The following is a 23449-nucleotide window of genomic DNA, read 5'->3' on the forward strand; positions in this document are numbered from 1 at the left end:
CTCATGATTCCCGAGCATTGTTGTCCTCCCCGTTGATATTTCGGTCACCGATGGTGTCGGCAGCTGGCCGAATTCGTAACACATCATCGTGTTCGCCGGGCCAGCGGATGTCGACTTCCCCGTCCGCGATTGCATCGGTCAGGTTCATCACGAGCTGTCCCGCGCGGCGGACCGCGTCACGCAGCGCGATCTCGAACGCATGGATCCGCCGCAGCTCCGCACCTAGCCGGCGCTGTTCGCCGATGTCGAGCATAGGTATCTCCACCCGGCGCAAGTCGATCCGATACACCCCGGACGATATCGACGCATGCCGCATTAGCGCGCGGCTCCGTAGAAGACCTGCCAGGAAATACGGATCGAGCCGGTCAGGGTCAGGGCGAAGTAGCTGTAGGTTTCGTCCCAGCACCCAACCGTCGGTGTCAACCACCTCGGCGCATGGCTGTGCGGCGGTAAACGAAGTCAGGGCAACCACGTCTCCCTGACGGAGTTCGACGCAGGAGTCATCCGCCACTACGTGGCGCGCGGACGGAGGTGATCCAGTTTCAACATCACTGCCGGACAAGACAAGCGGGCCGGTCGAGTTCAGATCAGCGGTCGTCTCCGGGCGTCCCGGCGACTGCCGCACCGCCAGCACACCAGCGCGTGCGAGATCGTTGATCGTCGCCGAGCTCGGCTCTTCGCGGTTGGAGGCGGACACCTGTAGCGACAAATGCGGGGCCAGGGACTGAATTCGCGCGGCGAGTTCGGTGCTCTGCAGCTGAAGATCTGTCACGTCGAACGCCACCGCTGGCAGCGGGAGGTGGCGCGATGGCGTGAGATCGACCTCCTCGCCGAGGAGGTCGATCACCTCCACTGTGCCTTGCTTGCCTGGAACGGCCGCGACCTTCCCAGTCTCGCGGAATTCACGCCATTGGCCCGAGATCGCCTCGCTGATTGCCTGCCAGTCCGCTTGCCCTCGACGAGGCGGGGCAAGGTGAGTGGTGTCGATGAGTAGCACAGGATCCGCGTTCGACCCGTCCGGATTGCGCAAAACCCATACATGCAGTGCGATGGCAGTGGACTTCAGCACGCCAGGCGGCAGAGCCAGCACTGCACGCAGGGCACCTGCCCGCAGTAGTTCCTTGCGGATCGATCGGCCCGCGCGGCGTGCAGCGACACCCGCTGGCAACACGATGATGATCGTTCCGCCTGGCCGACAACGGGCAAGGCAGTGCTGCAACCAAGCCAGCTCTGGCTCCGTTTTCGGTGGTACCCCGTACTTCCAGCGGGAATCGATCATGAGATCCTCGCTGCCCCAGTCGCGGTAGCCGAAGGGGGGATCGCAAACGACGACGTCTGCACGCAGCTCACGATGGGCATCTGCACGTAGAGAGTCACCCGCCGCCACAACCCCGGGTTCAGCACTCGCCAGCGCCAGGCGTGCCGCCGCAAGGAGTGCCAGATCCTGGTCCATTTCCTGGCCCAAAACGAACTGCGCCCCACGTTGGGCTGCAGTACGGAGCACCGCCGCGGAGCCGCACGCCGGATCAAACACCGTGCTGCCCTCAAGCGGGCCCACCAGCTCCACGATCAAGTCTGCGAGCCCTTGCGGTGTCGAGAGCTGTTGTCGCTGTTGACGTTCGAACAGCCGAGTGGTCAAATACTCGACCGCGTCGCCGCGAGCAGATCGCTCAAGCGCAGCGGCCTGATCACGGGCTGGCTGCGTCACCTCTTCACCGTCGGACAACCCGGCAAGATATGCAGCGATCTGCGCAACCGCACGCTGCATTCCGAGGGGCCCGTGAGTAGCCTCAAGTGCCTGCCACAATGTCTCCGCCGTCGACACAGCGAAGCGCTCATGCTCACGAAGCCATCGGACAACCTCTGAATACCTAAATTTCGGGCCGCCCCCCTCTTCGGCCAGCTCCGGGAAGTCGGCGTAGCGCCTACGCCAATTGCTCACTGCAGCGCGACCAACTCCCGCCAGCTTTGCAATGTCGGTGGGCGTCAACAATCGTTCGCTTGAATCCGCACCATCACGTGACATGTGGCCAACATACCACAAATGCAAATCGCTTGTTAACTGTGAACTGAGAGGTCTAGGTCTCCGACTGGGCGAACTGACCGCTACTCGGGTCTCGCCGAGGCGGGCTCGGCGGTCACCGACCCTCCCAACGTGAGCTGAACCACGACCCACCACCACGTACGAAAGACCCTGTTCTGCGCTCGATGATGCTCATCTGTCGGCTCTGCTCGGTACATCGACCGAGACAGTCTTCGACCTCGATGCATAACACTCCTGGCCCCTGCACCGCGCTGTCACGGACGGCGGTCGGCAGATATTCGTCAAGACCACCGGCCCGAAGGCATCGCGACTTGGGGCGGGCACCTTGTTGTGGACTGCTGGGCGAGGCATCCTGATCGATCCTGCCGACATGCTGGTCACCGCGAACCGACCTCGCGATGCTCGTGGTGTTCAGCAACGACCACCTCGACCACATCTTCGACGGCTACACCGCGACAACGTCGAGATCGGCATCATCCCTTTCGATGCCGAGTTCATCGGCCAGGCCGACAATTTCGTCATCCACGACGAGTCCGGCGTCAATATCGAGACCGTTGCCGGCTCGGTCGAAACGAGCGGACCGACGAGATCGCCCTCGCGGTACGCACCAGGATCATCGCCGCGATCGGCGGTTTCGAGCTCGGAATCGCCGAACCACACCGAAAGGACGACGCCGTGGCCTTGGAGCCGAACGTCACCTCACAGCAGCTGCCCGCCGGATACGCGCCGCAGGCCCTGCCCACCGGAGCTCCGCAGGCGGGCGCCCTCGTGCCCGCGCAGCAGGCGCCCGCGCAGGCCCCGAGCGGTGGGCTGGAACTGCCGATCATCGGCACCGTGCCCTTCGCCGATACGGCCGCGCGCTGGATCCGGCCGTTGGTGCCCTCCTTCGTCGCCAACGCGATCGACTCGGCGACCCATCCGCTGCGTACCGCGCGGCAGGCGGTGGGTCGCTTCGTCAACAACCCATGAGGTCAGGGCGGGACCACTCCCGGCCGTGGTAAGTCATTACGTCGCGAAGTTCAGCTCGCTGCTTGACTTGGCCCGGGACAACATCTGATCGGCGAGACAGCGAAGATGAGTACGAGTGAGCGAATCGGGTTCGAAGCCGAGCCAGTCTTCGGGGGGAATGCCCTGAGCGTCCCCTGTGACATAGGAGATGACGGAATCGGGATCGACAGCCACTCCGGCCGATCGCAGGTCGTCGATCGCCGCGCCTATGAGTCCCGCTCCGGCCCGTGCCTGCAACGCTTCCAAGAGCGGGGCGTTCTCACTCCAAGAGAGAGTCCTTTGGGCCAAGACGCCTGTGACGAATAGGCGCCTGCGCATGTAACTCGACGCCAAGTAGGCCTGGTCCGTACGTCGTACGGGCGTAAGTCTTGGGGAGCCGGCGAACATCGCACACGTGCTCGCCGTGCTGAGCTCGTCCCAATCAGCCAACAACTTGTTGGCGTAGGGAACCTCCTCGTCGAGGGTCAGACAGTTGCGGCGGCTGAAGTCGACCAGTCCTTCGGTCAGGGCCTCGAGCGCGCCCGCACTACGCGCGCCCACGAAGAGGACATCGAGGTCCGAAGACGGCCTCTGCTGGTTTCGACCGAACGAACCGTACACAACGACCGCTCGGGGCGTCGACGGCGGCAAAGCCGAGCGAGCAACCTCACACATCGCGTCCAGCGCGATTTCAGAGGGCACAATCTTCACGACACCGGCGCCCCATCATCCAGGACGTACTGAGTCACAGTTTCGAGTATCGCCGTCAGGTGCTGTTCATTGATCAGCCCGTTCCCAGACATGAATCTGAGCACGGTATGGCGGTGCATAGGTCCCAGCCCAAGGCGGTACTCAGAGTCAGGAACGGCGAAGCTGTGCAGGTAGATCGCCCCGTCCGCGAGCATCTTCTCGTACGCCCAGGTGGTGATGGCCGCCGATTGCGCCGCGGTATCGGCGTCGAGTGGAAGGCTGGCACCTACGGGGAGCACGGTGAATGCGACGGAGTTGATGCTTACCGTGTTGAGCCGGACGAACAGTGGATGTTGGTCGACCAGGGCGGCAAAGCGATGAGCGACCTCGATTCGACTCTCGACCATTCTCCCCACCCCCTCGACTCCGAGCGATTTGAGGAGCATCCAGGTCCGCAAGCTCTGAAATGATCGGCTGCCGGTGCTGGGAGTAACCTGCCCGAAGGACCGGGCTTGGCGAAGAATCAGTTCGGATTCCGTGGCAACCAGAGCCGCGTCGTAGGGGTTGCGCAGCAGGAGAAACGAGTTGGTGTAGGGGACGCTGAGCACCTTGTGTGGGTCGAGCATCACCGAGTCGTATCGTTGCAGGCCCTCCAAACGATGACTGAACTGCGATGAGAACAGCAGGCTGGTTCCGTGGCAGCCGTCGCAATGCAACCATGCGTCGGGGTAGTGGGTGCGCACGACGTCAGCGAATCCGATCAGCCGTTCGATCGTCATGGTCCTGCTGTCACCTGCGTAGCAGACAGCCATCACGACCTGTTTGCCATCGCGAACAGCGGTGCCAAGGCGGCGATCAAGCGCTTCGAGGTCGTACCTAAAGTCCACTGTAGGACAGAACATCGCTGCCAGGTTGCCCATCCCGGACCACGCCGCTGACGCGGTGACTGTGTAGTGCCCGATGTCTTCAGGCAAGACGATGACCGGGCGCGCGCTCTCTGGCAGTCCGAACTCCCGGCTGCCGGGATACGCGCGTTCTCGGGCCATCAGGACTGCGGCGAAGTTGGCGCCTGTGCCGCCGGTCGTAGGGATTCCTCCTACCTCTAGCGCGGTGTCTGGCGGGGCGGGGCTGACATCGAACCCGATCAAAGTCCGCAACCAGCGGATCAGGGCGATCTCCATTTCTGTGGCACCGCGGGAGCAAAAGTCGGCGTTGATCATGTTGACGTCGATCAATTCTCCGAGCACTGCCCCGGCAACTGCTGCGATGTTGTTGCCGGCATCGGGAAAGCCAGCGAACATCGGCGTCGCAAAGTTGGGCATTGTCGGCATGTAGCGAGTCTCGAGATCGGTCAGCAACTCCGCGAGATCGACCCCCTGGGTGGGCAAGGCCTCGGTGGCGATCTCGTTCAGCGCGGCAGTATCCCGGGGCTGCAGGAAGCGAGGCCGGTACTTGAACGACAGTCCGACCTCGATCACCTTGCTCAAGAGGTCGCGTGCCCCATCGTAGCTGAGGCCGTCGGGTCCCAGAAAGTTGTTGGCCGCCAATGGTGTTCGACCTGTGTCGAGGTGAGGCGTCATAGTCATGTGTCGAGTAGGCCACGGCTCGGGCGGGAGCGGCACTGCCGCCATGCGGACAGTGGCGTCGGTCCGCATGGCGGCAGGTGTCGGCGTGGATGCGTCCTGGCAGCGCTGTAGAGTTTGCAGTCCACCAGACCATCATCGAACCGAGGGGAATGCCGCGATGACCAGGCATCTCATCACCAGCGCCCTGCCCTACATCAACGGAATCAAGCACCTCGGAAACCTGGTGGGTTCTATGCTCCCGGCGGATGTCTATGCCCGGTATATGCGGGCGCGCGGTAGGGAGGTGTTGTTTATCTGCGCGACCGACGAGCACGGCACGCCTGCCGAATTGGCGGCCACTGAAGCTGGCCTGAGTGTGGCTGAATTCTGCGCTCAAGCCCACGACATCCAGAAGAAGATCTATGACGGGTTCGGACTGTCATTCGACTTCTTCGGCCGCACCTCGTCCGTGCAGAACGTCGAGATCACCCAACATTTCGCCCGTCGATTGCATGAGAACGGATTCATCGAAGCGCGCGCTGTGCGCCAGGTGTACTCCGTCGCTGACGGACGCTTCCTGCCGGACCGCTACGTTACCGGCACCTGCCCGCATTGTGGGTATGACAGAGCCCGTGGCGACCAGTGCGAGAACTGCACGCGACTGCTCGATCCCACTGACCTGATCGAACCTCGCTCGGCGATCAGTGGATCCACAGAACTCGAGGTCCGCGAGACTACCCATCTGTTCCTGCTTCAGTCGAAGCTACAGGGCGAGGTCGAAGTGTGGATCGACCGTGTCAGCGCGGAGTGGCCGCATCTCGCCACGTCAATCGCACGCAAGTGGCTGTCCGAAGGCCTTCAGGATCGCGCCATTACGCGTGATCTCGACTGGGGTGTACCAGTTCCTGCCGACACATGGCCCGACCTCGCAGCCGATGGCAAGGTGTTCTATGTCTGGTTCGACGCCCCGATCGGATACCTGGGAGCCACCAAGGAATGGTCAGACGCCGATCCCTCGCGACCGGACTGGAAGTCGTGGTGGTACGACGCCGACGATGTCCGATACACCCAGTTCATGGGAAAGGACAATGTTCCGTTCCATACCGTCATGTTTCCGGCCACCGAGTTCGGTGTACGCGAGCCATGGACGACCGTTGACTACATCAAGTCATTCAGTTGGCTGAATTACTACGGTGGAAAGTTCTCCACATCTCAGCACCGCGGAATATTTACCAACGATGCGCTCGATCTGCTTCCCGCAGACTACTGGCGCTACTTCATGATCGCCAACGCTCCCGAGTCCGACGACGTGAGCTTCACCTGGGAACTCTTTGCCGCGCAGACGAACAAGGATCTTGCCGACGTACTCGGCAACTTCGTCAACCGAGTGCTCACGTTCAGCGCCAAACGCTTCGGAAACGAGATCCCCGCTGGGCACGCACCCGATACGCCCGAGTACGAGCTGGGGCTGCGCATGGCGGACTTGCTCGAAGAGTACGAGAACCACCTCGATGCAATCGAATTGCGCAAGGCGGTCGCTACGCTGCGGACGATGTGGAGCGTCGGCAACGAGTACATCAATGACAGAGCGCCGTGGTCGCAGATCAAGACCGACCCGGAAGCTGCGGCGCTCACGCTGCGCACCGCAGCGAATCTGATCCACTTGTTCGCTCTGATCAGTGAACCCCTGATACCTGATACCGCCGCGACCCTTCGTGGGATCTGGCATGAGGACAAACTGGCCGCGGCCTCCTGGCCCACTACCCAGCAAGTCCGGTCCTTGGACTGGCTGCCGACCGGGACCGCGTTCACTGTGCCGAACGTGCTGTTCTCCAAGATCACCGAGGACGACGTCGCGGCTTGGCGGGTCCGCTTCGGGGAGAACGACTGACCTCAAGGCAACACATCCACCGATCCGGCGCTAGTCCGGAGGCAGACCATCGTTTCTGCCTGCGGCTTGCGAGGCATCTGATGTCTCGGCAGCGAGGAACGCGCAGGCTCGCTCAACTCCGGCCAGGGAGAGGAGTCGACTTCGCGGCCTGACCAGGTCGGCTACGCCCGCAGCCGCGAACCCGGCGCAGCGGGTTCGCAGCCAGGTCCAATCGATGCCCAAGTACTCTGCCAGGGTTCGCACGCGATCCATTGCCAGTTCAGCCCTGACGAGGTTGTTGGTGACTGAATGTTCTGTGGCTGTGGCGAACTCGCGGATTGTGCGCTGATCGCGGCGCACGTCGACCTGCCATGTGCTGTCGGGGTTGATCCAGTTGGCCAGGATGGCGGTGCCGTCCCGGTCGAGAACAAATCCGGGGATCTCGGCGAGGTCGTCTTCGACCGAGATCACTACCTGGATGCCGAAGGATTCGACGAGCGCGACGGCGAGAAGGAGCAGGATTCGGTCGGGAGGTTCGAGCGCAGCGATGGACGCTGGGGGGAGGCAGAACGTGCGTGTTGGGCGGGTCGAGCCTGTCGCGATCTTGGCTGTCCGCCTCAGGTATTCGAGCTTGTGTCGGAACAGCAGCCAACCGCTGGCGGCTTCACCGCTACGTTCCGCTGTCCAGTAGCGCGGTGTCGCGGACAGAGATTCCGCGTTTCTGAGGATATGTCGAGCACAGTACGACGAGCCCAACCACATCGTCGATACGTGCGAGAGGCAGTCGTCACTGCCATCGACGACGTCACGGGCTCCTTCCACCATGCCCAATTCTGCGGCCCGTTGTGCGAGCGCGGCGTCGTCATCCAGCAGGGCATCATCGAGGTTGGTCACTGCCCACAGCAGGCCCAATGCAAAGTCGTCGAGTTCATACGCCCACGGCAGTTCAACGACAGCCCGGAGATTGGGCAGACGTCGCACCCGCTCAGCAGCCACCGCAAAGTAGCGAGTCCGGCCACGACGCTCCAGGGCGCCAAGCACCAATCTGCTGCTCCGCAGATCCCAGACGGAGTCATGGTGACCGTCTGTGAGCACCAGCTCGATTCCACCGGTTCGCTCCTGGCCCTGGTGGAGCAACGCAGTCATAGTCGTGCCCCGGAAGAACTGTCCAGACGGGGTTTCGATACGAATCTCGTTGACTTGGCGCCGAGTACGGTCGGCCCATCGGACAGAGGTCAGCGCGTTCTTCGTCGCTTCCCTGATCGGATTGGGAAGTTGATGAGCCAGCTGAACCAGATCCCCGCGGGCGCCGAGGCTCTCATCGAGCCTGTCCACCAGATCGACAGTCGGCCGACGTTCGGCCTTCTCGATCTTCCCGAGAAGGTCGCCGCTGGCGTGCACCGACCGACCCAGCTCAGCTAGCGAAAGCCCCAGCTCGGTGCGGAATCGGCGTAACTCGGCCCCGAAGCGCGCAGCCGAGGACGTCGACGGATCAAGTCGCTTCGAAGTCTGCCCCACGGCAGCCGATTATCCGCCCGCCATCGGACAATCACCTACTGGTTTCTAGCGGAAGCGCAGCAGAGGAACGTCATACAGCTCGGGATCGGGCACGCGATGCATCTGGGGGCCGATCACCTCGACCACGTGCATCTCTGTCAGGAACTGCACTCGCGCGTTCAGCAGGTGGCTGGTGTAGCCGGCGGCAGCCTGCTCTTTGAGACCGACAGCGACATGTATATGTGGCTTGACCTGCCCTGTCTCTGGATCCCACGCCAGAGTTCCGCCGCCGAATGCCTCGACGTTGCGAAGGTGCACGCGAGACCACACCGGCGCAAGTGGATCCTCCAGCCGGTCGCAGGTGCCGACAAGTTCGGCCTCGGCAAAGCCCGCAATGAACGAAGGGATGTATCCGCCACGGACATCGTGGATGTGACAGAACTCCGACAGCGCGGCATAGAAGTCATCTCCATGATCGAAGACCACACCGAAGCTCCGGCCGACCGTCAGCTCATGCGCCCGCATCACATCTCCTTCTCGCAAGTGATGGCCCACGGCCACTTTTCGGCTTCGCCGTCGCCTCCTGCGACGGCGAAGGCTTGGCGTATCATGTCGATGTCCGAATCACCGCTCAGCGCTACTTGCAGCAGAATCCTGGCCTTGAGCGGATTCAGAAATCCTGCGGGAATCAGACCACGGGCGATCAAGTCACGCTCCGATCCCGCGAACCCGTATGTCGAACGAAGAACAGAGCCAGATCCGGTTCGTGAAGCCAGCACGACAGGTTTCTCAGCAGCGAGCTCGGTCAACGCCTCGACGATGTCAGAGGGCACGTGGCCGACGCCCATGCCGGCAACGACCAGCCCGTCGACTTGAGACGTGAGCGCCCGCACCGCGAAGTCGTCGTCGCCAAGCGCGGCCGTATAGATCGGAATACGCTTCCTTCCAGTACTTTTAACCGGGACTGCGCCCAGTCGATGAACCCGATTGAGTAGTCGCGGACGCCCCTCGACGACGAACCCGATCGGACCTCCGTCAGGTGACGCAAACGCCGAAGTGCTGGTGGTGTGTTGCTTTCGCACCCTACGAGCAGCGTGAATCTCGTCATTGATCACGACGAGGCAGCCAAATCCTCGCGCGACCGGATCGGCAGCGAGGTTGATTGCGGCTAACAAATTGGCTGGACCGTCAGCACCCGCCATCGATGGATTCCGCATGGCGCCGGTCACAACAACCGGGTGGTCTAGCTTATGGACCAGGTCCAGCAGATATGACGTCTCCTCGATGGTGTCAGTACCTTGAGTGACGACGAAACCTGTGGCTCCCCCTGCGCGGCGCCCGATCTCGTCGGCCAGCTCGAAGATATCGGCGGGGGTCAGCGATGCACCTGGCAGCTGCCGGAACTGAACCACGTCCACGTCTATCCCGGAGTCACCCAGACCGGGGATTGCCTCAACCAATACAGCCGCAGTGAGCGTGGGAACAACACCGCCGGCCGCCGCAGCCGACATCGCGATGGTCCCCCCGAGGCCGAACACGATGACCCGACCTGGAGCATCGTCAAAGACCATACCGCTCACCTCTTTCAAGCAAGAGCCTCGACAAGCAGACCGATTCCGCCTGTGGGGCTGATCATGCCCCAGCGCGGAGGACATGACGACCCCGCAAACGCTTGCCCTTGCCACAGTACGCAAGTTCGTCGCCCGACCATGACCAGCAATACCCAGCGCACCCATAATCGCGCAGCCCTCCCAGACCGGCACAACCAGCTACCGGCACCCAGTGACGCACTCGCGCGTCCACATCGTCCTCATTCCGCTGCAGGGGCGAGACCACTGACATCTCCAACGCCCCGGCGCTCTCCGGGATGCCCGCCTTGAACCTTGACGGGTTTGGGACCACCCACGACGGCGTCGACGCCGGCCTAGACCGCGGCGCGACCGCCTTCGGCCCACCTACGCACGTCGACTGCGAGTACAAGGCGCCAGGCGTGGGACGCCCTCGGCAATCGCTGCTCGCTTAGCGACATAGCGAACGACCTCTGCGTCTGAGTAGGGAGGTCCCGGCTGGCAGCACAGCATCAGCCTGACCCTAGGTTGTCTGGGTGCCGAACGCCTCGAGCTAGGCGCCGTCCGAACGACGACTCGGAACCAACATGATTTCGTACCGGAAGCTCTGCTCAACACAGAGCGCGGCGGGTCAACTGTCACATGAATGATCTAGCCTCCGGTAGTTTCCTTTCTGTGGCTGGCGCTGTCGATATCGAGTGGGCGAGGTCGATCGCTCGTGCGGAGTTGGAAGGTGCTCTACCGCGCCGTTGGTCGCATTCCCAGGGTGTCGAGCGAGCCGCCGAGAGGCTCAGTATCGGCCTGTCGGACGCCGATGCGCGGCTGCTACGGGCCTCAGCCATCCTGCATGATGTCGGCTATGCACCGAGGCTGGCGCGGACGGGCTTTCACCCACTCGACGGTGCCCGGTTCCTGCGGGACGAGTATGGCGCCGATGAGCAGTTGACGCGGTTGGTTGCCAATCACAGCTGTGCAGTGCTGGAGGCCGAGGAGCGCGGACTCCGCGGTGAGCTGGAAGCGGAGTTCCCTCTCCCTGAGGACCACAGACTGATAGACGCGTTGATCTACGCCGACATGACGACAACGCCTGACGGAAACCCGACCACACCGACCGCACGGATCGCCGAGATCCTCAGCCGCTACGGCTCAGACACGCTGATTGGCAGGTTCATTCGACGTGCGGAACCAGAGGTCATGGCCGCAACAGGGAGGATCGAACAAGCGCAGCGGAATCAGCCGAGGAAGGGGTAGCTACCGGACAGGTAATCACCGATTTGTTGGCGCATGCTCGGGTGGATGTCGTAGTCGTTCAGATCATCGGCAGCAACGAACTTCACCCCGTCGGCTTCGTCGTTGATCGTCGGCTTCCCTGACACCGGTCTGCCGATGTAGGTGTTCTCGTACTGCTGGCGCACCTCGCCGTCGGAGTAGGCGACGATGTGGTGGGGGTTACTGTAAACGCCTAGGAATCCGGTGATTTCCGCGGTGATCCCAGTTTCTTCGCGGCATTCTCGGATAGCGCATTCGGCCGCGGTTTCACCGAAGTCCATCGCGCCGCCCGGCAAAGCCCACTGACCTGTGTCGCGACGACGTTGCAGCAGAATCGCGCCGGCTTCGTCGGTGACCAGCAGATTGCACGCCACGACAAGGGAATTCGGCTTCGGCGCGTTCGGATCGTGGTAGTACTCGATTCTGCCCATTGTCGACCTCTCAGTCCGGAATCCAGGGCTGTGCGTCAGCCCAGATCGCATCGAAGCTCTCGGCGTAGTTGTCGAACCAGCCGACGTCGTTGACTCGCTTGAGCTGGAATACGGGGTTGGCGCTGGCCGGCTGTCCCCAGATATGCGGATTCACCAACAGGGTGTCGTCGTATCGAAACAACGAGTTGTAGAGCGTTGTGTCATGTAGTCGGACCTCGCACCGCTCGGCGGACAACAGCGAACGGTAGTAGGTGAGCGAGGCACGGATCTTCGCGGCCAGCGTATCCCGACCGAGGCCTTCCTCGTGACCACGTTCGAGGACTGCCCTGCAGCTCGGGTTGCCGAAGCACATCCTCACTTGGGCGCCCTGGCGTGCTCGTTCGATGAGTGTTTGGGCGACACGTGGGTTCGATTGCGCGAAGAACGTGCCTGAGAACACGAGTACGTCGATCTGCTCTGTCGCGTTGCCCAGCAGGGACAGCCAGGTCTCGCGAGGCACTTCGGCGCGGTTGTGGAACGTGGCGACAAGCTCGACGTTCGTTCGTGCGGCTCTCTCGGCAACGGCTGGCGGCCAGAGAAATCCTTCCTCGACCTTCAGGTGATGCGCCACGCGTCGGCGATGCCGAGGGTGCGGGACCCTGCCCCCGAGCCAGCGCCCTACCGTCTTCGGATCGACCTCGCAGACATCAGCCAGCGACTCAGGCGGGATCCCCCGCTGATGGAGCACGCTTTGCAGCCGGATGTTCACGCCTCCAATAGAAGCCGACACAGCAGGTTCGAGCAAGCTCATGCCCGAAGCTGGGAGCCAGAAACGTCCACGGACGTCCACGGCGACGTCCCAAACGCGGTTACGAGGTCCAGCTCGCGGCGGCGACGATGTTGGCCTCACCGAAACCCGAGGGGGCCAACATGATCACCGAACGGACCGGCATCCACACGATCCGACGCCTGTACTTGCAGCTGCTATACCGGTGCAACTTCGAGTGCAAACACTGTTTCCACGGCGAACGGCTCCAACACGCCGACGCGTTCACCGCCGCGCAAGCCTGCAACCTCCTCGCCCACATGCAGCGCGAGTACGCCACCGAGGCCGTCGTCCTGCTGGGTGGTGAACCGTTCGTGTACAAGGAACTACCGCGTGTGGCCCGGTACGCCAAGCACAACCTGGGATTGGCCGTCGAGATCTGCACCAACGGCTACCGGATCGGACCCCGGCTGCGCGAGATCGCGCCGTGCATCGACCTGCTGCGGATCTCGCTCGAAGGCCTCGATGCTACCAACGACCGCATTCGCCGTGACGGCAGCTACACCGCCGCAATCGAAACGATCGACCTTGCGCACAACCTCGGCGTAGCCACCGGTGCAACTCTGACCGTGAACCGCTACAACATCGACGAAGTAGTCGATCTGGCGGAAACTCTCCAGTCGCACGGGGTGACACAACTCAAACTGCACCAACTCCGCGCTGTCGGCAACGCGGCGCAGCATCCCGACATGCTGATCACCGACCCCGCCGCCTACACCCGCCTGCGGCACCGACTCGGCGAGGCTCGCCTGAAAATCGAAGTGATCCTCGACGACGACCTCAACGAATCGCCGACGTGCTCGACCTCGGCCGGCAACGACATCATCGACCGAATCGAGACCGACCCCCGCGGAGCGCTCACGATGTCCTGCAAAGCCGTAGGCAAGGACTCACACGCCTTCTGGTACGACAAAGACTCCGACCGCATCGAGTACCAGCCCTCCGCCCACGACGAGATCGCGCTCGGAATCCCTGACGTGGTGTATGGCCGTGTCTGAGCCCGTGCTATTCGAGAGTATCGAAGGAATCGCGGCCACCGGCAAAACAACCGTCGCCCCTCTGCTGGCGCAGGCGCGCCAGGCCGTCTTGGTGGCGACAGTCCCCGCGAACTTCCAGCCGCTACGCCGGGAGCTGGACAACTCGAGCAACGCCGACGCGCGCATGTGCCTGTTCCTGTCCGCTCTTCTGACCGCGACAGACCAGATCGTGCGCTATCTCGAAGCCGGGATCCCCGTCGTCGTCGAAAGCTATTTCGCGCGCTGCCTCACCACTCATCGCGAGTACGGCGCCAAGCTCGGCATCACTCTCCCCACTGACCTACCCGAACCAGTGACCTACCAGCTGACATGCGACCCGCACGAACGACTGCGCCGTCTGGCGCACCGCGATAAGGCGGTAACCAAGTGGGACGTGCTGGCCGAACAACACGCCGAAAGCCTCAGCGCCGCGATCGGCGAGTGGGCCACTCATCGCATCGACACCACGGCGAGCACCCCCGCCGAAGTTGTCCAAACCATCTTGTCCCTCAATCGAAGTGGGTCTGACCATGCAGACAGATAGCCTCTGGGAACAAACCCTGACGTTCTTTCCGCAGTTCTTGCGCGAACTCAACCACCGCTGCCCCCCGGGTGCGACGGTGACCGTCGTCGGCGCCAGCGACGGCAAGTTCGTTCTGCCCCTCGCCGCCGCCGGCTACACGGTCATCGCCGTCGAGAACGACCCGCGAGCGCTGTACGGCGGCGAAGTTCTCCTCCCCGGCTCCGGTCTCGCCTATGCGCCCAGTCTGGCTGAACGTGTCGCGGCCGCGGGGTTGACGAGTCGCGTACAGATCAAGCCACATGACTTCCTCAACGCCGAACTCTCAGAACTGCAAGCGCACGCCGTGTGGACGAGTTGCTCGTGGCACTACAGCGCCAACCACCATCGTCCACTCAGTGAGTTCATCGGACGAATGAAGGACCTCCTCGCCCCCAGCGGGCTCCTCGGCGCGGAGTTCATGATGCCGGTCGAGGACCATCACTACCTCATCGAGCACTACACCACCCCGGACAAGCTGTTCCGGTACTTCCCGAGCGATGCGTGGGAAGTGTTCCTCACCCTGAGCACGAATCCGTTCATCGAACGGCCGCACGTCGGACAGCTCCACGACCACACACACCGCATGGGTGTACTTTTCGCTGCAAAGTCTGAACACTTCGACGAGGGGGCGCGAGCTCGATGAAGCATGAATATGAAGCCACCTTCTTGACGGTAGACGTCGACGCGATCAGAGCGAAGCTCAAGGCGCTCGGCGCGACCCAGCGGTTCCCTCGGACCTTGTTGACCCGCAAGATCTTCGATGGCGAGATGGTGCCCGAAGGAGCTTGGGTCCGCCTCCGAGATGAAGGCACCCGAACGACGTTGACGCTCAAACGCGTCACCGATTCGACCACCATCAACGGCACCACCGAGGTCGAGACCACCGTCGGCGACCTGCACGCGATGGCCGAGATCCTCACCGCCATCGGGCTCACACAGACCCGGTACCAGGAGAACTACCGAGAAGAGTGGAGCCTCGGCGACGTCGTCTTCGATCTCGACACCTGGCCGGACCTGCCTACCTTCCTAGAAATCGAGGGGCCTGACGAATTCTCGGTCCGCCGTGCCGCGGCTGACCTCGGGCTCGACTACAGCCAGGCGAAGTTCGGCAGTGTAGACACGATTTACCTGGCCGAGCTCGGCCGCGACATCCTCTCCGAGCCGACCCTGCTGTTCAGCCACACCACTACGTAGTCAACATTGGCCGGATGAGGACGGGCACCGCCGCTAGGTGTACTGCCTGCCCCTGGCAGTACACCTAGGACAGGTGCGAGACCGGATCGCCACGTCCGCCTGGCTGATGCGAATTGGAGGTCGGTCAAATCGCCGCGGGAACCTGACTGGGGAACGCCCCTGCCTGCCCTTCCATTGGGTCGCCACCTATGCCGGGAGTGGCTGAACTGGGTCACGTACTCGATTCCGTACGCTGACGGACGCCCGCCGCTACAACTGAGCGACCAACACATCCCGTCCTACGCCCTTCGACCCAGATCCGACGACAAAGACAACCCAGCCGGGCACGCATAGCGCTGACCTCGCCGAGCGTCGCTGGTCCGCTACTCTGTGGAACCGAAACCGGACCGGGCGCGTCCAACAAGGCAAGAGCACGGTTCGGCGGCGCCGGTTGGAGCACGAGGGGGAATCTTTGGTGTCGGGCGAGGGTGAGCTGCATGTCGACGTCGGTGAGCTGCGCAGCACCGCGGCGTTCGTGGCCGGCCAAGCAACCGCGATCAGGGACCGGGTGAAGAAGCTCGACGACACTATCGGCAAGGAACTCCTCGCCGATGGCTGGCAGGGCAAGGCCGCCTCTGCCTACGACGAGAGCTGGCTGGAATGGAAAGCCGGCGCCGAAACGGTCGCCGCGGCGTTGACCGAGTCCGCCGACAAGCTCCTCGAGGCCGCCAACGCCTACGAAACCCAAGACCAGGCCAACGCCGCGGCCACCGAGCGCCTCCACGGACAGCTGCCGTGACCGGCGACGACCGGTTCCGGGTCGATCTCGAACAGCTCGACGCCGCGGTCACGACCATGGAAGCGTTCGGGGCCGAGGTCGCGGGCTGGTTGACCGATGTCGAAAGCCGCATCGCCGCGCTGCATCTGAGCTGGGCGAGCGAGGCCGCGACCGCCCAGCGCACCGCTCACGACAAATGGGTCGCCGGCGTGGATGAGATGCAGGAAAACCTCGCCGAACTGCGTGAGGTGGCCCGCATTGCGCACACCAACTACACCCGAGCCATCACCCACAACACCCGGATGTGGCCGTAGATGGCGCCGGTGATCGTCACTCCCACCGAAATCCGCACCGCGGCAACCGTCTTCAAAAACGCCCACGGCCTGGCGTCGGCCAAGATCCGCACCATGGCCGCCAACCTGCAGCAATACGGCGGCTGCGCGGGCAGCGACAAGCCCGGCCGGGACTGGTCGGCCAGCTTTGACCCCGCCGCCAAGGACGCGATGACCGCGGCCGCGGCCTGGGTCAGCGGACTCGCCCAGATGCACGACCTGCTCGAAGCCACCGCAACCAACCACGCCAACGCCAACCAACTCTCGGTCATCGGTGGCGCCGACACCGACCTGGCCTTCGGCGCGGGCTCGCTGGCGTGGATGCAACCGATCACTTTGCCTGCCCTGTTCGGTGGCAGCTCGGAAGCGCCGTCGTGGTGGGACAAGATCGCCGAGTACACCCAGGGCGAGGTGTGGCCCAGCGGCAACCCCGAGAATCTGCGCAACGTCGCCACCCAGTGGAGCTTCTACGGCGACGAGCTGCTGCCCTACCACAGCTTCCAAGCCGCCCGAGACGTGATCAGCGGGCAGCAAACCCCCGAAGTCCAGCAGATCCTCGACCAGATCACCATCCTCGAGAACCAGGGCAAAACCCTCACCGCCCAGTTCAAGATCCTCGCGAAATCCTGCGCGGACTACGCCCTCGCGATCGAGAACACCCGCAAGGAGATCCTGACCCTCCTCGGCGAGTTCGCCGCGGTCTTCGTCATCGGCGAAGTCGTGTCCTGGGGTCTGGCCAGCTACAGCTTCGGCCTCACCGCCGCCGGCGGAACCGCGGCCTTGGCCGCGCGAGCGGCGGTCGTGGGCAGCAGAATCGCCACCCTGTGCCGCAACCTCGCGACCACCGCGCAGATGACCGGGTTGCCGGTCGTCGCGGCCTCAGGCGCGTTCGCCCGCTCTGTCGCCGAACTCTCCCCACTGCTGGCCGCCCAAGCCGGGCTGGCCACCGCCGAGGCGACCGGCGCGATCAACCCCCTGACATTGGACGACCTGCGACTGTTGTCGCGGACCCGGCCGTATCTGCGGGTGACCACGACCAGACCGGTGCAGGAGGCGGCGCCGAAGGTGACGGTCAACGGTCAAGAGTTCTACCTCAGCGCCACCGACCCCACCGTGCTCATCCCTGTGAGCGGCAGGTATGCCGACCCAGCGATCCGGCAACTCCCGATGGACGCACGCAATGAGTACTACCTCGGCGCCAACGGGATGAAGTACCCTGTCAACTCGACGCCGGTCATGGGACACGAAGCAGGTCACGAATTTTGGCGCCTGCGCGAAGAAGCCTTGCGACAGAATATGACGTGGGCCGAATTCCGGGACTACGTCAACAATCCGAGCTTCTATCGAATCGAAGACGCGCCCGGAAATTCCCGACACATCTACGAAGCGCCGAGATAAAGGGGTCGACTGTGTGGAAGAAACCGAAGAAGCCAGAAATCCAACGCGACCGCGCGGGACGCACCGAACTGCACTACGCCGCCGCCGACACCAACGGCGCCCGCGCCACGGAGATCCAACAGCTGCTCGCCGAGGGCTACGACCCCAACGACCGCGACGAAGCTGGCCTCGCTCCGCTGCACTTCGCTGCCCAGTACGGCGGGATCGACACCGTGGCAACACTATTGGACGGAGGCGCTGACCCGAACGCCCAAGACGACAAGGGCGACACCCCACTGTTCTACGCGTTCCGCAGCCCCTGGAGCACACCCGAGGTCGTCCGGCTACTCCGGGATCGGGGTGCTGACGCCGGCATCGAGAACCACCGCGGACAGTCCCCGCTGTGGCTGATCCAGATGATTTCGAACAAGCCCGAGATCCGTTCCCTGTTCGTCGACGATGAAGGCGACGGCCAACCGTGAGCTCCACCGAAGACTGGGACAGGGAACTCGAAGAGCACCTCCACGACCTCCGGCGCAGCGCCAACGAATTCTCCACCGCCCTGTCGCGACTACGGGGCCACGGCACCGCTAGAGGCGTAGCCATCGAAGTCGATGCCAAGGGCGACATCACCTCACTGCAGATCGCACCCAGCGCAATGTCCCGGAGCCCCTCACAGCTAAGCCACGCACTCGTAGAAATCCACCGCCGCGCACGCTCAGATATCCAAACCCAGACCGCGAAGCTACTCCAGACCGCCGACCCACAGCTACGACTAGGAATCGAGGAGCTGAAGGGAGAGCCCTCACAGACATCGAGCATCAGACCTGCGCGCCTGACCGAGGCGGAGATCCAAGCAGCGGACGATGCGTACTTCACGCGGCTCAACGGCGAGGACTGGTAGTCCCTCAATTCCAATAGTCGCGGCTCCCACGCAGCTCCGCCCGCCCCGGACAGAGCGAAAGCCACCCTGCAGCATTCTTCGGTGTCGGCCCGCAGCCGAGAGGCAGGATCGCGGCAGCTCGGGAGAGGCCACCGCCTGCAAGCCGCCCTCGGCCCCGGCTGCCGACTGCGGGGTAGCTTCCTGGCAGCTTGACAGAGTTACGGTGAGATAGGCTGTGGTGCAGGATGTTTTGTCCTGCCGATGCTACAGTTCCTGAACGGAATGTCGTGGCGCCACGTTAGGCGCGCGGCAAGTTCGGGCGGGCCGCGGTTGTCCCGAGACCCACCCATTTCCAAATCTCGGCGATGTTCCTACCATCCCCGTGGTCAGTAATAGTCGCGAAGCATTTCGATGGACCATGGCGCTTGCTCGATCCGTCCTCGGGGTCCGAATTCGGCGAACCATGGCTTGATATCGAGCACTGGTGTCCCGTCGACGGCATCGAGCTCCTTAACGTGCAGGTCCAGGCCATCAACCCGCAGCAGCCGCGTGCGGGACACTCCCAACCAGTTTACCCGGCGCATGTTTCGGTGGCCGAAGATGCCGACCTGGGGCCAGTTGGGATTGTCGCGGGCGCTGCGTGCACCAAAGTGCAGGTCGTTCTGGTCGGTCAGGTGGAATCGGAACACGATCTCAAGATGACTGAACTGTTCGAGGCCTTTCACGGAGTCCTCGGTAAACCGTGGGTCATCGATCCGGATGATCGCCTCTGTCCCGGCCCAGTGGTCGTCGGTTGGTTCGGCGCGCCCTCCGACGACATGGGCGATCGGCACGACTTCGAATGTCTCGTCACTCACGACTTCCCCTAGATTTGTTGTGCTGCAAGATACTCAGCGGCTTGTTGATGGACCTCTGCCACGCCCGCAACGGCCGAGCCGAGGTGTGGCTCGACTGTGGCGCGGATGTCGCGGGCGACGCGGCGGGTGCGTCCGGATTGGACCGTACCCATCGCTGATAGCGCCGACGACCATGTCGCGCAGGCCTGTTCCAGATCACCCTGGCGGGCCTGGATTGATCCGAGGTAGCCGAGAGTGACCGCGTGCGTGCGTGCGAAGGCCGACGCCTTGCGCTTGCGGACACTCACCTCGAACTGTGCTGCGGCGCCGCGTAGGTCGCCGGAGTCGCGCAGCGCACAGCCGGTCTCGTGGGCCAGGCTGGCCTCGGAGAAGAAGTAGACGCGAGCCGGCTCTGTGACAGTATCTGCGGCCGCGGCGAGATCTTCTTCGGCGGCCAGTAGCGCGGTCGCCGCCGCGCGGCTGTTGTTGGCCGCGCTGAGCGCTTTGGCATATACGACCATCAGCAGTGACCGCTCCTTCGGCGTCGCGGTGCGGTAGCGACCACCGCTCACCGAGGCTTCTGCGAGAGCGAGCCCATCGCTGTGGTGGCCGAGGTCTATCGCTTGATGTGCCATCGCGCGCAGGACGTGTCCCGCCAGCGGTTCGTCATCTGCCTCTGCTGCAAGTTTGGTGGCGGTGCCGAAGTAGCGTTGAGCGGTGTAGTGCTCGTCGTTGTCGAACGCCATCCAGCCGGCTAGGTACGCCATCTCTGCCGCAGCGGAGAACATGTCGCGACGCACACGATCATCGGGGTAGGACCCGTGCAAGTAAGCCACAACCTCCTCACTCAGGTACTGGACGACCGCGCCGCGCCCGTGTCCTCCGCCCCGACGCTGATCGATCTGGGAGAAGAACACCATGATCTGGCGGACCTCTTCTACATCGGAAGCACCTACCCGGCGAAGCGACGGCGCTGAACTGACCACCGGTCCCGACCGCTCCAGCGACCCAGGCAAGACCATCGAAGCACTCAACGCGGTGGAATAGCCACTACGCAGGAATGCACGTCGTTCCACGTCAGCCTTTCCGAGGTCGGCGAGGGAAGCCACAGGATCTGCTAGCCCGCCGAACCGCTTCTCATACCACGCTATGACATCCGGTGGCGCAGCGCGCTTACCGGTCTCGTAGTAGGCCACCGCGGACTTTCCCCGGTGTAGTTCCCCTGCCACCACCGACAAGGAGACACCCGCCGCTTCCCGAGCGGCTCGGAGTTGTGCACCAACAATAACGGCGTGACCGTCCATACCGGCGAATCATTCCAGCCTGTGGACACTCTGTGGAAGCCCGGGACTCTCGTCCGTTCCCAGCTTTGGCGACCTGCAAGTGCACTTGCACGCACGAGTGCACTTCAGCCCTGCACAAGGCCCGCCGATCAGGCGACCACGCATCCTTTGCGATCAACTCCTCCACCCGTACCGAGGCCTGCGCCACACCAACGTCCACATCGGCTATCTGGCACACCCATTTCCTTGTACACCGGCCAGAAATCGCGCCGTGCGATCGCGGATGTGGACGCGGTGTGGACGCCGAACCCATAGGCGTGGACGCACACCGCTGGTTGTCTAGACAAAGCAGAGGCAAGCCGGCCAACCCGTTCGAGGTCAGCCCCGCGCACCTCGACATCGCCGGTACCGGAATCGCACTGTTAGGAGAACCGGACCCATGAGCCAAGCCCTTGCGTCCCTACCCGCATCGACACTCGGCAGTAACGGGTCTCTCGGCGCACCACCACCACGATCAGCGAGAGTCTGTGCGTCCGAATACCGCCAAGTTGGCCTTCCCGCCTCGGTGCGTGACCGGGTGTTCGTCCTGACCTCCAACGCGGTCATCGGGCTGCCGAGCCCACTCAAGCCCGCGGCCACGTCGATGGTCATTGCCGCTGTCAGCGAGAACTTTTCGAAGGGCGGTCCGCGGTGACCCGATTCCCGACTTTGAAGCCACGCGCCGCGCTTCCCGCCGCTGCGGTGGCGCAGGTGAACTACTACAACACCATCTGCGGGCTCCCTGCATTCCTGCGCGCAGGGAGCGGATTGATCTTCGTCGCGGCCGGACGCATCGGTGCGATCGTCGTACCGGTTCCGCTTGCCCCGAGGCTGACTAGACGGCTGGAGCTCTCTGTTCCAACGATCATCAACCTCGCTGCCGGTCACCGCACGACCTGGACGTTCCTCACCGCGCCGATCCCGACGCATGTGCGTCACAGTGTGCCGACGACCACGGTCCTGGATCGGTGCGGGGCCACGATGGTCGCCGAGGGTGCCGAGATCTTGCTGCCCTCACCCGATGATCCCGCTCGGCGATGGCACGCGGCTGCACCGACCGATAGGTACCGACCGTCCCCGGTGTCGATCCTGACAGCCCTAGCCGCACGGTGAACGGTCGTTGCCCACCGCAGTGGGCCAACCCAACAAGCCCGGCCCCGCGCGGGTGTCACTCAACGAAAGAAGCTACACATGTCAATCACCGGGACTGTCAAGTGGTTCAGCGCCGAGAAGGGTTTCGGGTTCATCGCGCGCGATGCGGGCCCCGATGTGTTCGTCCACTACTCCGGGATCATCGGACAGGGCTTTCGCGCGCTCTCCGAGAACGATCAGGTCCAGTTCGAGATCACCGACAGCGACCGTGGACCGCAGGCTGTCCAAGTACGCCGTGTCGACTCCCACCGCCAGAAATAGACGTGCGGGGGCTGCCCTCGCACCCGATCCGAGATACCCACCCGCCACGACCGTGGAGGACCCGATGACGGCCTACCTCACGAGCTCTACAACGCTATGTCACCCAGATGATGCCGCTCAGCCTTCGGCCGCAGGTCCCTGCGCGCACGCCCTGCTGGAGCTGGAAGGCGTCACCGTGGCTGCGCGATGCGCCTATTACGAGCAGGTGTGCCAGTTGCCGACCGTGCCTGATCCAGTCTCCGGCCAGATCGTTCTCATCGCTGGGCGGGTTCAGGCGGTCATGGTTCCCAGCGCTCTCGGCCGACGGGTTCGAAGTGAGCTCGGGCGTGTGGAGGTAGGTTGTGGCCCGATCGTGTCGCATCCCAAGTCCGGGACGTGGACGTTCCTCACCGATTCTGACCGCAGGATCGAGGCACTCCCTGACGCCACGCGGTTGTGGGTCAACGGCGTCGTGGTGCTGGCTTCCGGTGCCCGGATCGGTCTCCCGACGCCCACCGCGACCAACACGGGCTCATGTCGTGCATGGGAGTCACCCCCGACCAGCCCTCAACGACCGACAACCACCACGGTCCTCGACGCCGTCCGTCGTTTCCTACAGCAGGGCGGTGCGCGATGACCAGCACGCGTTTCCTGGCGGTGGACAAGGTGATTCACCGTGCCAGCTCTTACCGCAACTCCTGCGGGTTCGATGTGTTCGTTCGGGAATCCACGAGCCAGATCGTGTTGCGGGTCGGGACCGTCGGCGCCATCGAGTTGGCCTCCGCGTTCGGCCAGCGAGTAGTCGCGGCTTTGCCGTGGCCCGGCCCGGTGATCGTACGCAGTGACACCCGCCAGCCACTGCTGACCATCCTTACCGGTCCCGTACCCGCACACCTACGCGGCGGTGCCAGCTTCGCGGCTCTGTCCAGTACCGGGGCGGTGCTCGCTGCCGAGGGCGACGAGGTGTTGCTGCCCTCGCCCCGTGACCCGGCGCGACGTTGGCTACCGCACGAACCCTTGGATCCCTATCGGCCGAGCGCTGAGGTCGTGGT

At 63.5% G+C, this 23449-nt stretch carries 25 protein-coding genes; 15 read left to right on the top strand and 10 right to left on the bottom strand.

Features of this window, described 5'->3' with window-relative positions; translation table 11 throughout:
* Nucleotide 1: 1 nt before the first annotated feature.
* Nucleotides 2-1726, bottom strand: coding sequence for an N-6 DNA methylase (locus QH270_RS07360; RefSeq protein ID WP_280339726.1), 1725 nt, complete (start codon nucleotides 1724-1726; stop codon nucleotides 2-4).
* 993 nt (nucleotides 1727-2719) lie between these two features.
* On the opposite strand from QH270_RS07360, the gene QH270_RS34630 reads away from it, so the two are divergent.
* On the top strand, nucleotides 2720-3013 hold the full coding sequence (locus QH270_RS34630) for a hypothetical protein (RefSeq protein WP_432420314.1): 294 nt from the start codon (nucleotides 2720-2722) through the stop codon (nucleotides 3011-3013).
* 36 nt (nucleotides 3014-3049) lie between these two features.
* Here QH270_RS34630 and QH270_RS07370 read toward each other — a convergent pair whose 3' ends face one another.
* Nucleotides 3050-3742 carry a nucleotidyltransferase domain-containing protein gene (locus QH270_RS07370; protein ID WP_280339727.1) on the bottom strand — a complete coding sequence of 231 codons (693 nt, stop codon included), beginning with the start codon at nucleotides 3740-3742 and terminating at the stop codon, nucleotides 3050-3052.
* A complete protein-coding gene (locus tag QH270_RS07375; protein WP_280339728.1) occupies nucleotides 3739-5268 on the bottom strand; it encodes a pyridoxal phosphate-dependent decarboxylase family protein in 1530 nt (509 codons plus the stop codon). Before QH270_RS07375 ends, QH270_RS07370 begins: the two co-directional genes overlap by 4 nt.
* Before the next feature lie 196 nt (nucleotides 5269-5464).
* On the opposite strand from QH270_RS07375, the gene metG reads away from it, so the two are divergent.
* Entirely contained in the window at nucleotides 5465-7177 is a 1713-nt protein-coding gene (gene metG / locus QH270_RS07380; protein WP_280339730.1) for a methionine--tRNA ligase, read from the top strand.
* Nucleotides 7178-7207: 30 nt separating this feature from the next.
* Here metG and QH270_RS07385 read toward each other — a convergent pair whose 3' ends face one another.
* The 3 genes from QH270_RS07385 to QH270_RS07395 are packed head-to-tail and all read right to left on the bottom strand — an operon-like array spanning nucleotide 7208 to nucleotide 10224.
* Complete coding sequence (locus QH270_RS07385; RefSeq protein ID WP_280339732.1) at nucleotides 7208-8674, bottom strand: helix-turn-helix domain-containing protein; 1467 nt, start codon at nucleotides 8672-8674, stop codon at nucleotides 7208-7210.
* Nucleotides 8675-8719: 45 nt separating this feature from the next.
* Entirely contained in the window at nucleotides 8720-9178 is a 459-nt protein-coding gene (locus QH270_RS07390; protein WP_280339733.1) for a PPC domain-containing DNA-binding protein, read from the bottom strand.
* Nucleotides 9178-10224 carry an asparaginase gene (locus tag QH270_RS07395; protein ID WP_280339735.1) on the bottom strand — a complete coding sequence of 349 codons (1047 nt, stop codon included), beginning with the start codon at nucleotides 10222-10224 and terminating at the stop codon, nucleotides 9178-9180. Before QH270_RS07395 ends, QH270_RS07390 begins: the two co-directional genes overlap by 1 nt.
* A gap of 672 nt (nucleotides 10225-10896) precedes the next feature.
* On the opposite strand from QH270_RS07395, the gene QH270_RS07400 reads away from it, so the two are divergent.
* Entirely contained in the window at nucleotides 10897-11472 is a 576-nt protein-coding gene (locus tag QH270_RS07400; protein WP_280339736.1) for an HD domain-containing protein, read from the top strand.
* Here the strand turns inward: QH270_RS07400 and QH270_RS07405 are convergent.
* Together QH270_RS07405 and QH270_RS07410 are read right to left on the bottom strand one after the other, a co-directional pair.
* Complete coding sequence (locus QH270_RS07405) at nucleotides 11454-11921, bottom strand: NUDIX hydrolase (RefSeq protein WP_280339738.1); 468 nt, start codon at nucleotides 11919-11921, stop codon at nucleotides 11454-11456. The two genes, QH270_RS07400 and QH270_RS07405, sit on opposite strands and share 19 nt — an antisense overlap.
* A gap of 10 nt (nucleotides 11922-11931) precedes the next feature.
* The gene (locus QH270_RS07410; protein ID WP_280339739.1) at nucleotides 11932-12669 is read right to left on the bottom strand and encodes a DUF5919 domain-containing protein; all 738 of its coding nucleotides are present in this window, start codon (nucleotides 12667-12669) and stop codon (nucleotides 11932-11934) included.
* Between the two features lie 161 nt (nucleotides 12670-12830).
* On the opposite strand from QH270_RS07410, the gene QH270_RS07415 reads away from it, so the two are divergent.
* The 9 genes from QH270_RS07415 to QH270_RS07455 all read left to right on the top strand — a co-directional run bounded on the left by QH270_RS07415 (nucleotide 12831) and on the right by QH270_RS07455 (nucleotide 18868).
* The gene (locus tag QH270_RS07415; RefSeq protein ID WP_280339740.1) at nucleotides 12831-13724 is read left to right on the top strand and encodes a radical SAM protein; all 894 of its coding nucleotides are present in this window, start codon (nucleotides 12831-12833) and stop codon (nucleotides 13722-13724) included.
* Entirely contained in the window at nucleotides 13717-14286 is a 570-nt protein-coding gene (locus QH270_RS07420) for an AAA family ATPase (RefSeq protein WP_280339742.1), read from the top strand. The genes QH270_RS07415 and QH270_RS07420 overlap by 8 nt, the downstream gene beginning before the upstream one ends.
* Nucleotides 14273-14947: a class I SAM-dependent methyltransferase gene (locus QH270_RS07425; RefSeq protein ID WP_280339743.1), complete on the top strand. Its 675-nt coding sequence runs from the start codon at nucleotides 14273-14275 to the stop codon at nucleotides 14945-14947. The genes QH270_RS07420 and QH270_RS07425 overlap by 14 nt, the downstream gene beginning before the upstream one ends.
* A complete protein-coding gene (locus QH270_RS07430; protein WP_280339744.1) occupies nucleotides 14944-15498 on the top strand; it encodes a class IV adenylate cyclase in 555 nt (184 codons plus the stop codon). Before QH270_RS07425 ends, QH270_RS07430 begins: the two co-directional genes overlap by 4 nt.
* Nucleotides 15499-15952: 454 nt before the next feature.
* Nucleotides 15953-16276, top strand: coding sequence for a WXG100 family type VII secretion target (locus QH270_RS07435; protein ID WP_280339746.1), 324 nt, complete (start codon nucleotides 15953-15955; stop codon nucleotides 16274-16276).
* The gene (locus QH270_RS07440; protein WP_280339747.1) at nucleotides 16273-16569 is read left to right on the top strand and encodes a WXG100 family type VII secretion target; all 297 of its coding nucleotides are present in this window, start codon (nucleotides 16273-16275) and stop codon (nucleotides 16567-16569) included. Before QH270_RS07435 ends, QH270_RS07440 begins: the two co-directional genes overlap by 4 nt.
* The gene (locus QH270_RS07445) at nucleotides 16570-17985 is read left to right on the top strand and encodes an HNH/ENDO VII family nuclease (RefSeq protein ID WP_280339748.1); all 1416 of its coding nucleotides are present in this window, start codon (nucleotides 16570-16572) and stop codon (nucleotides 17983-17985) included. It abuts the gene before it with no gap.
* A gap of 11 nt (nucleotides 17986-17996) precedes the next feature.
* A complete protein-coding gene (locus tag QH270_RS07450) occupies nucleotides 17997-18446 on the top strand; it encodes an ankyrin repeat domain-containing protein (protein ID WP_280339749.1) in 450 nt (149 codons plus the stop codon).
* Nucleotides 18443-18868 carry a YbaB/EbfC family nucleoid-associated protein gene (locus QH270_RS07455; RefSeq protein WP_280339751.1) on the top strand — a complete coding sequence of 142 codons (426 nt, stop codon included), beginning with the start codon at nucleotides 18443-18445 and terminating at the stop codon, nucleotides 18866-18868. Before QH270_RS07450 ends, QH270_RS07455 begins: the two co-directional genes overlap by 4 nt.
* Nucleotides 18869-19233: 365 nt before the next feature.
* On the opposite strand, the gene QH270_RS07460 is transcribed toward QH270_RS07455, so the two are convergent.
* Nucleotides 19234-19704: an SAM-dependent methyltransferase gene (locus QH270_RS07460; protein WP_280339753.1), complete on the bottom strand. Its 471-nt coding sequence runs from the start codon at nucleotides 19702-19704 to the stop codon at nucleotides 19234-19236.
* A gap of 8 nt (nucleotides 19705-19712) precedes the next feature.
* Nucleotides 19713-20987, bottom strand: coding sequence for a helix-turn-helix domain-containing protein (locus QH270_RS07465; RefSeq protein WP_280339754.1), 1275 nt, complete (start codon nucleotides 20985-20987; stop codon nucleotides 19713-19715).
* A gap of 729 nt (nucleotides 20988-21716) precedes the next feature.
* Between QH270_RS07465 and QH270_RS07470 the strand changes: the two genes are divergently transcribed.
* From QH270_RS07470 to QH270_RS07480, 3 genes are all read left to right on the top strand, one after another.
* The gene (locus QH270_RS07470; RefSeq protein WP_280339755.1) at nucleotides 21717-22118 is read left to right on the top strand and encodes a hypothetical protein; all 402 of its coding nucleotides are present in this window, start codon (nucleotides 21717-21719) and stop codon (nucleotides 22116-22118) included.
* 78 nt (nucleotides 22119-22196) lie between these two features.
* A complete protein-coding gene (locus QH270_RS07475; RefSeq protein ID WP_280339757.1) occupies nucleotides 22197-22418 on the top strand; it encodes a cold-shock protein in 222 nt (73 codons plus the stop codon).
* A gap of 612 nt (nucleotides 22419-23030) precedes the next feature.
* On the top strand, nucleotides 23031-23449 hold a 419-nt coding region (locus QH270_RS07480; protein ID WP_280339758.1), incomplete at its 3' end, for a hypothetical protein.

The organism is Nocardia neocaledoniensis, from assembly GCF_029868625.1.
GTDB lineage: Bacteria > Actinomycetota > Actinomycetes > Mycobacteriales > Mycobacteriaceae > Nocardia > Nocardia neocaledoniensis_A.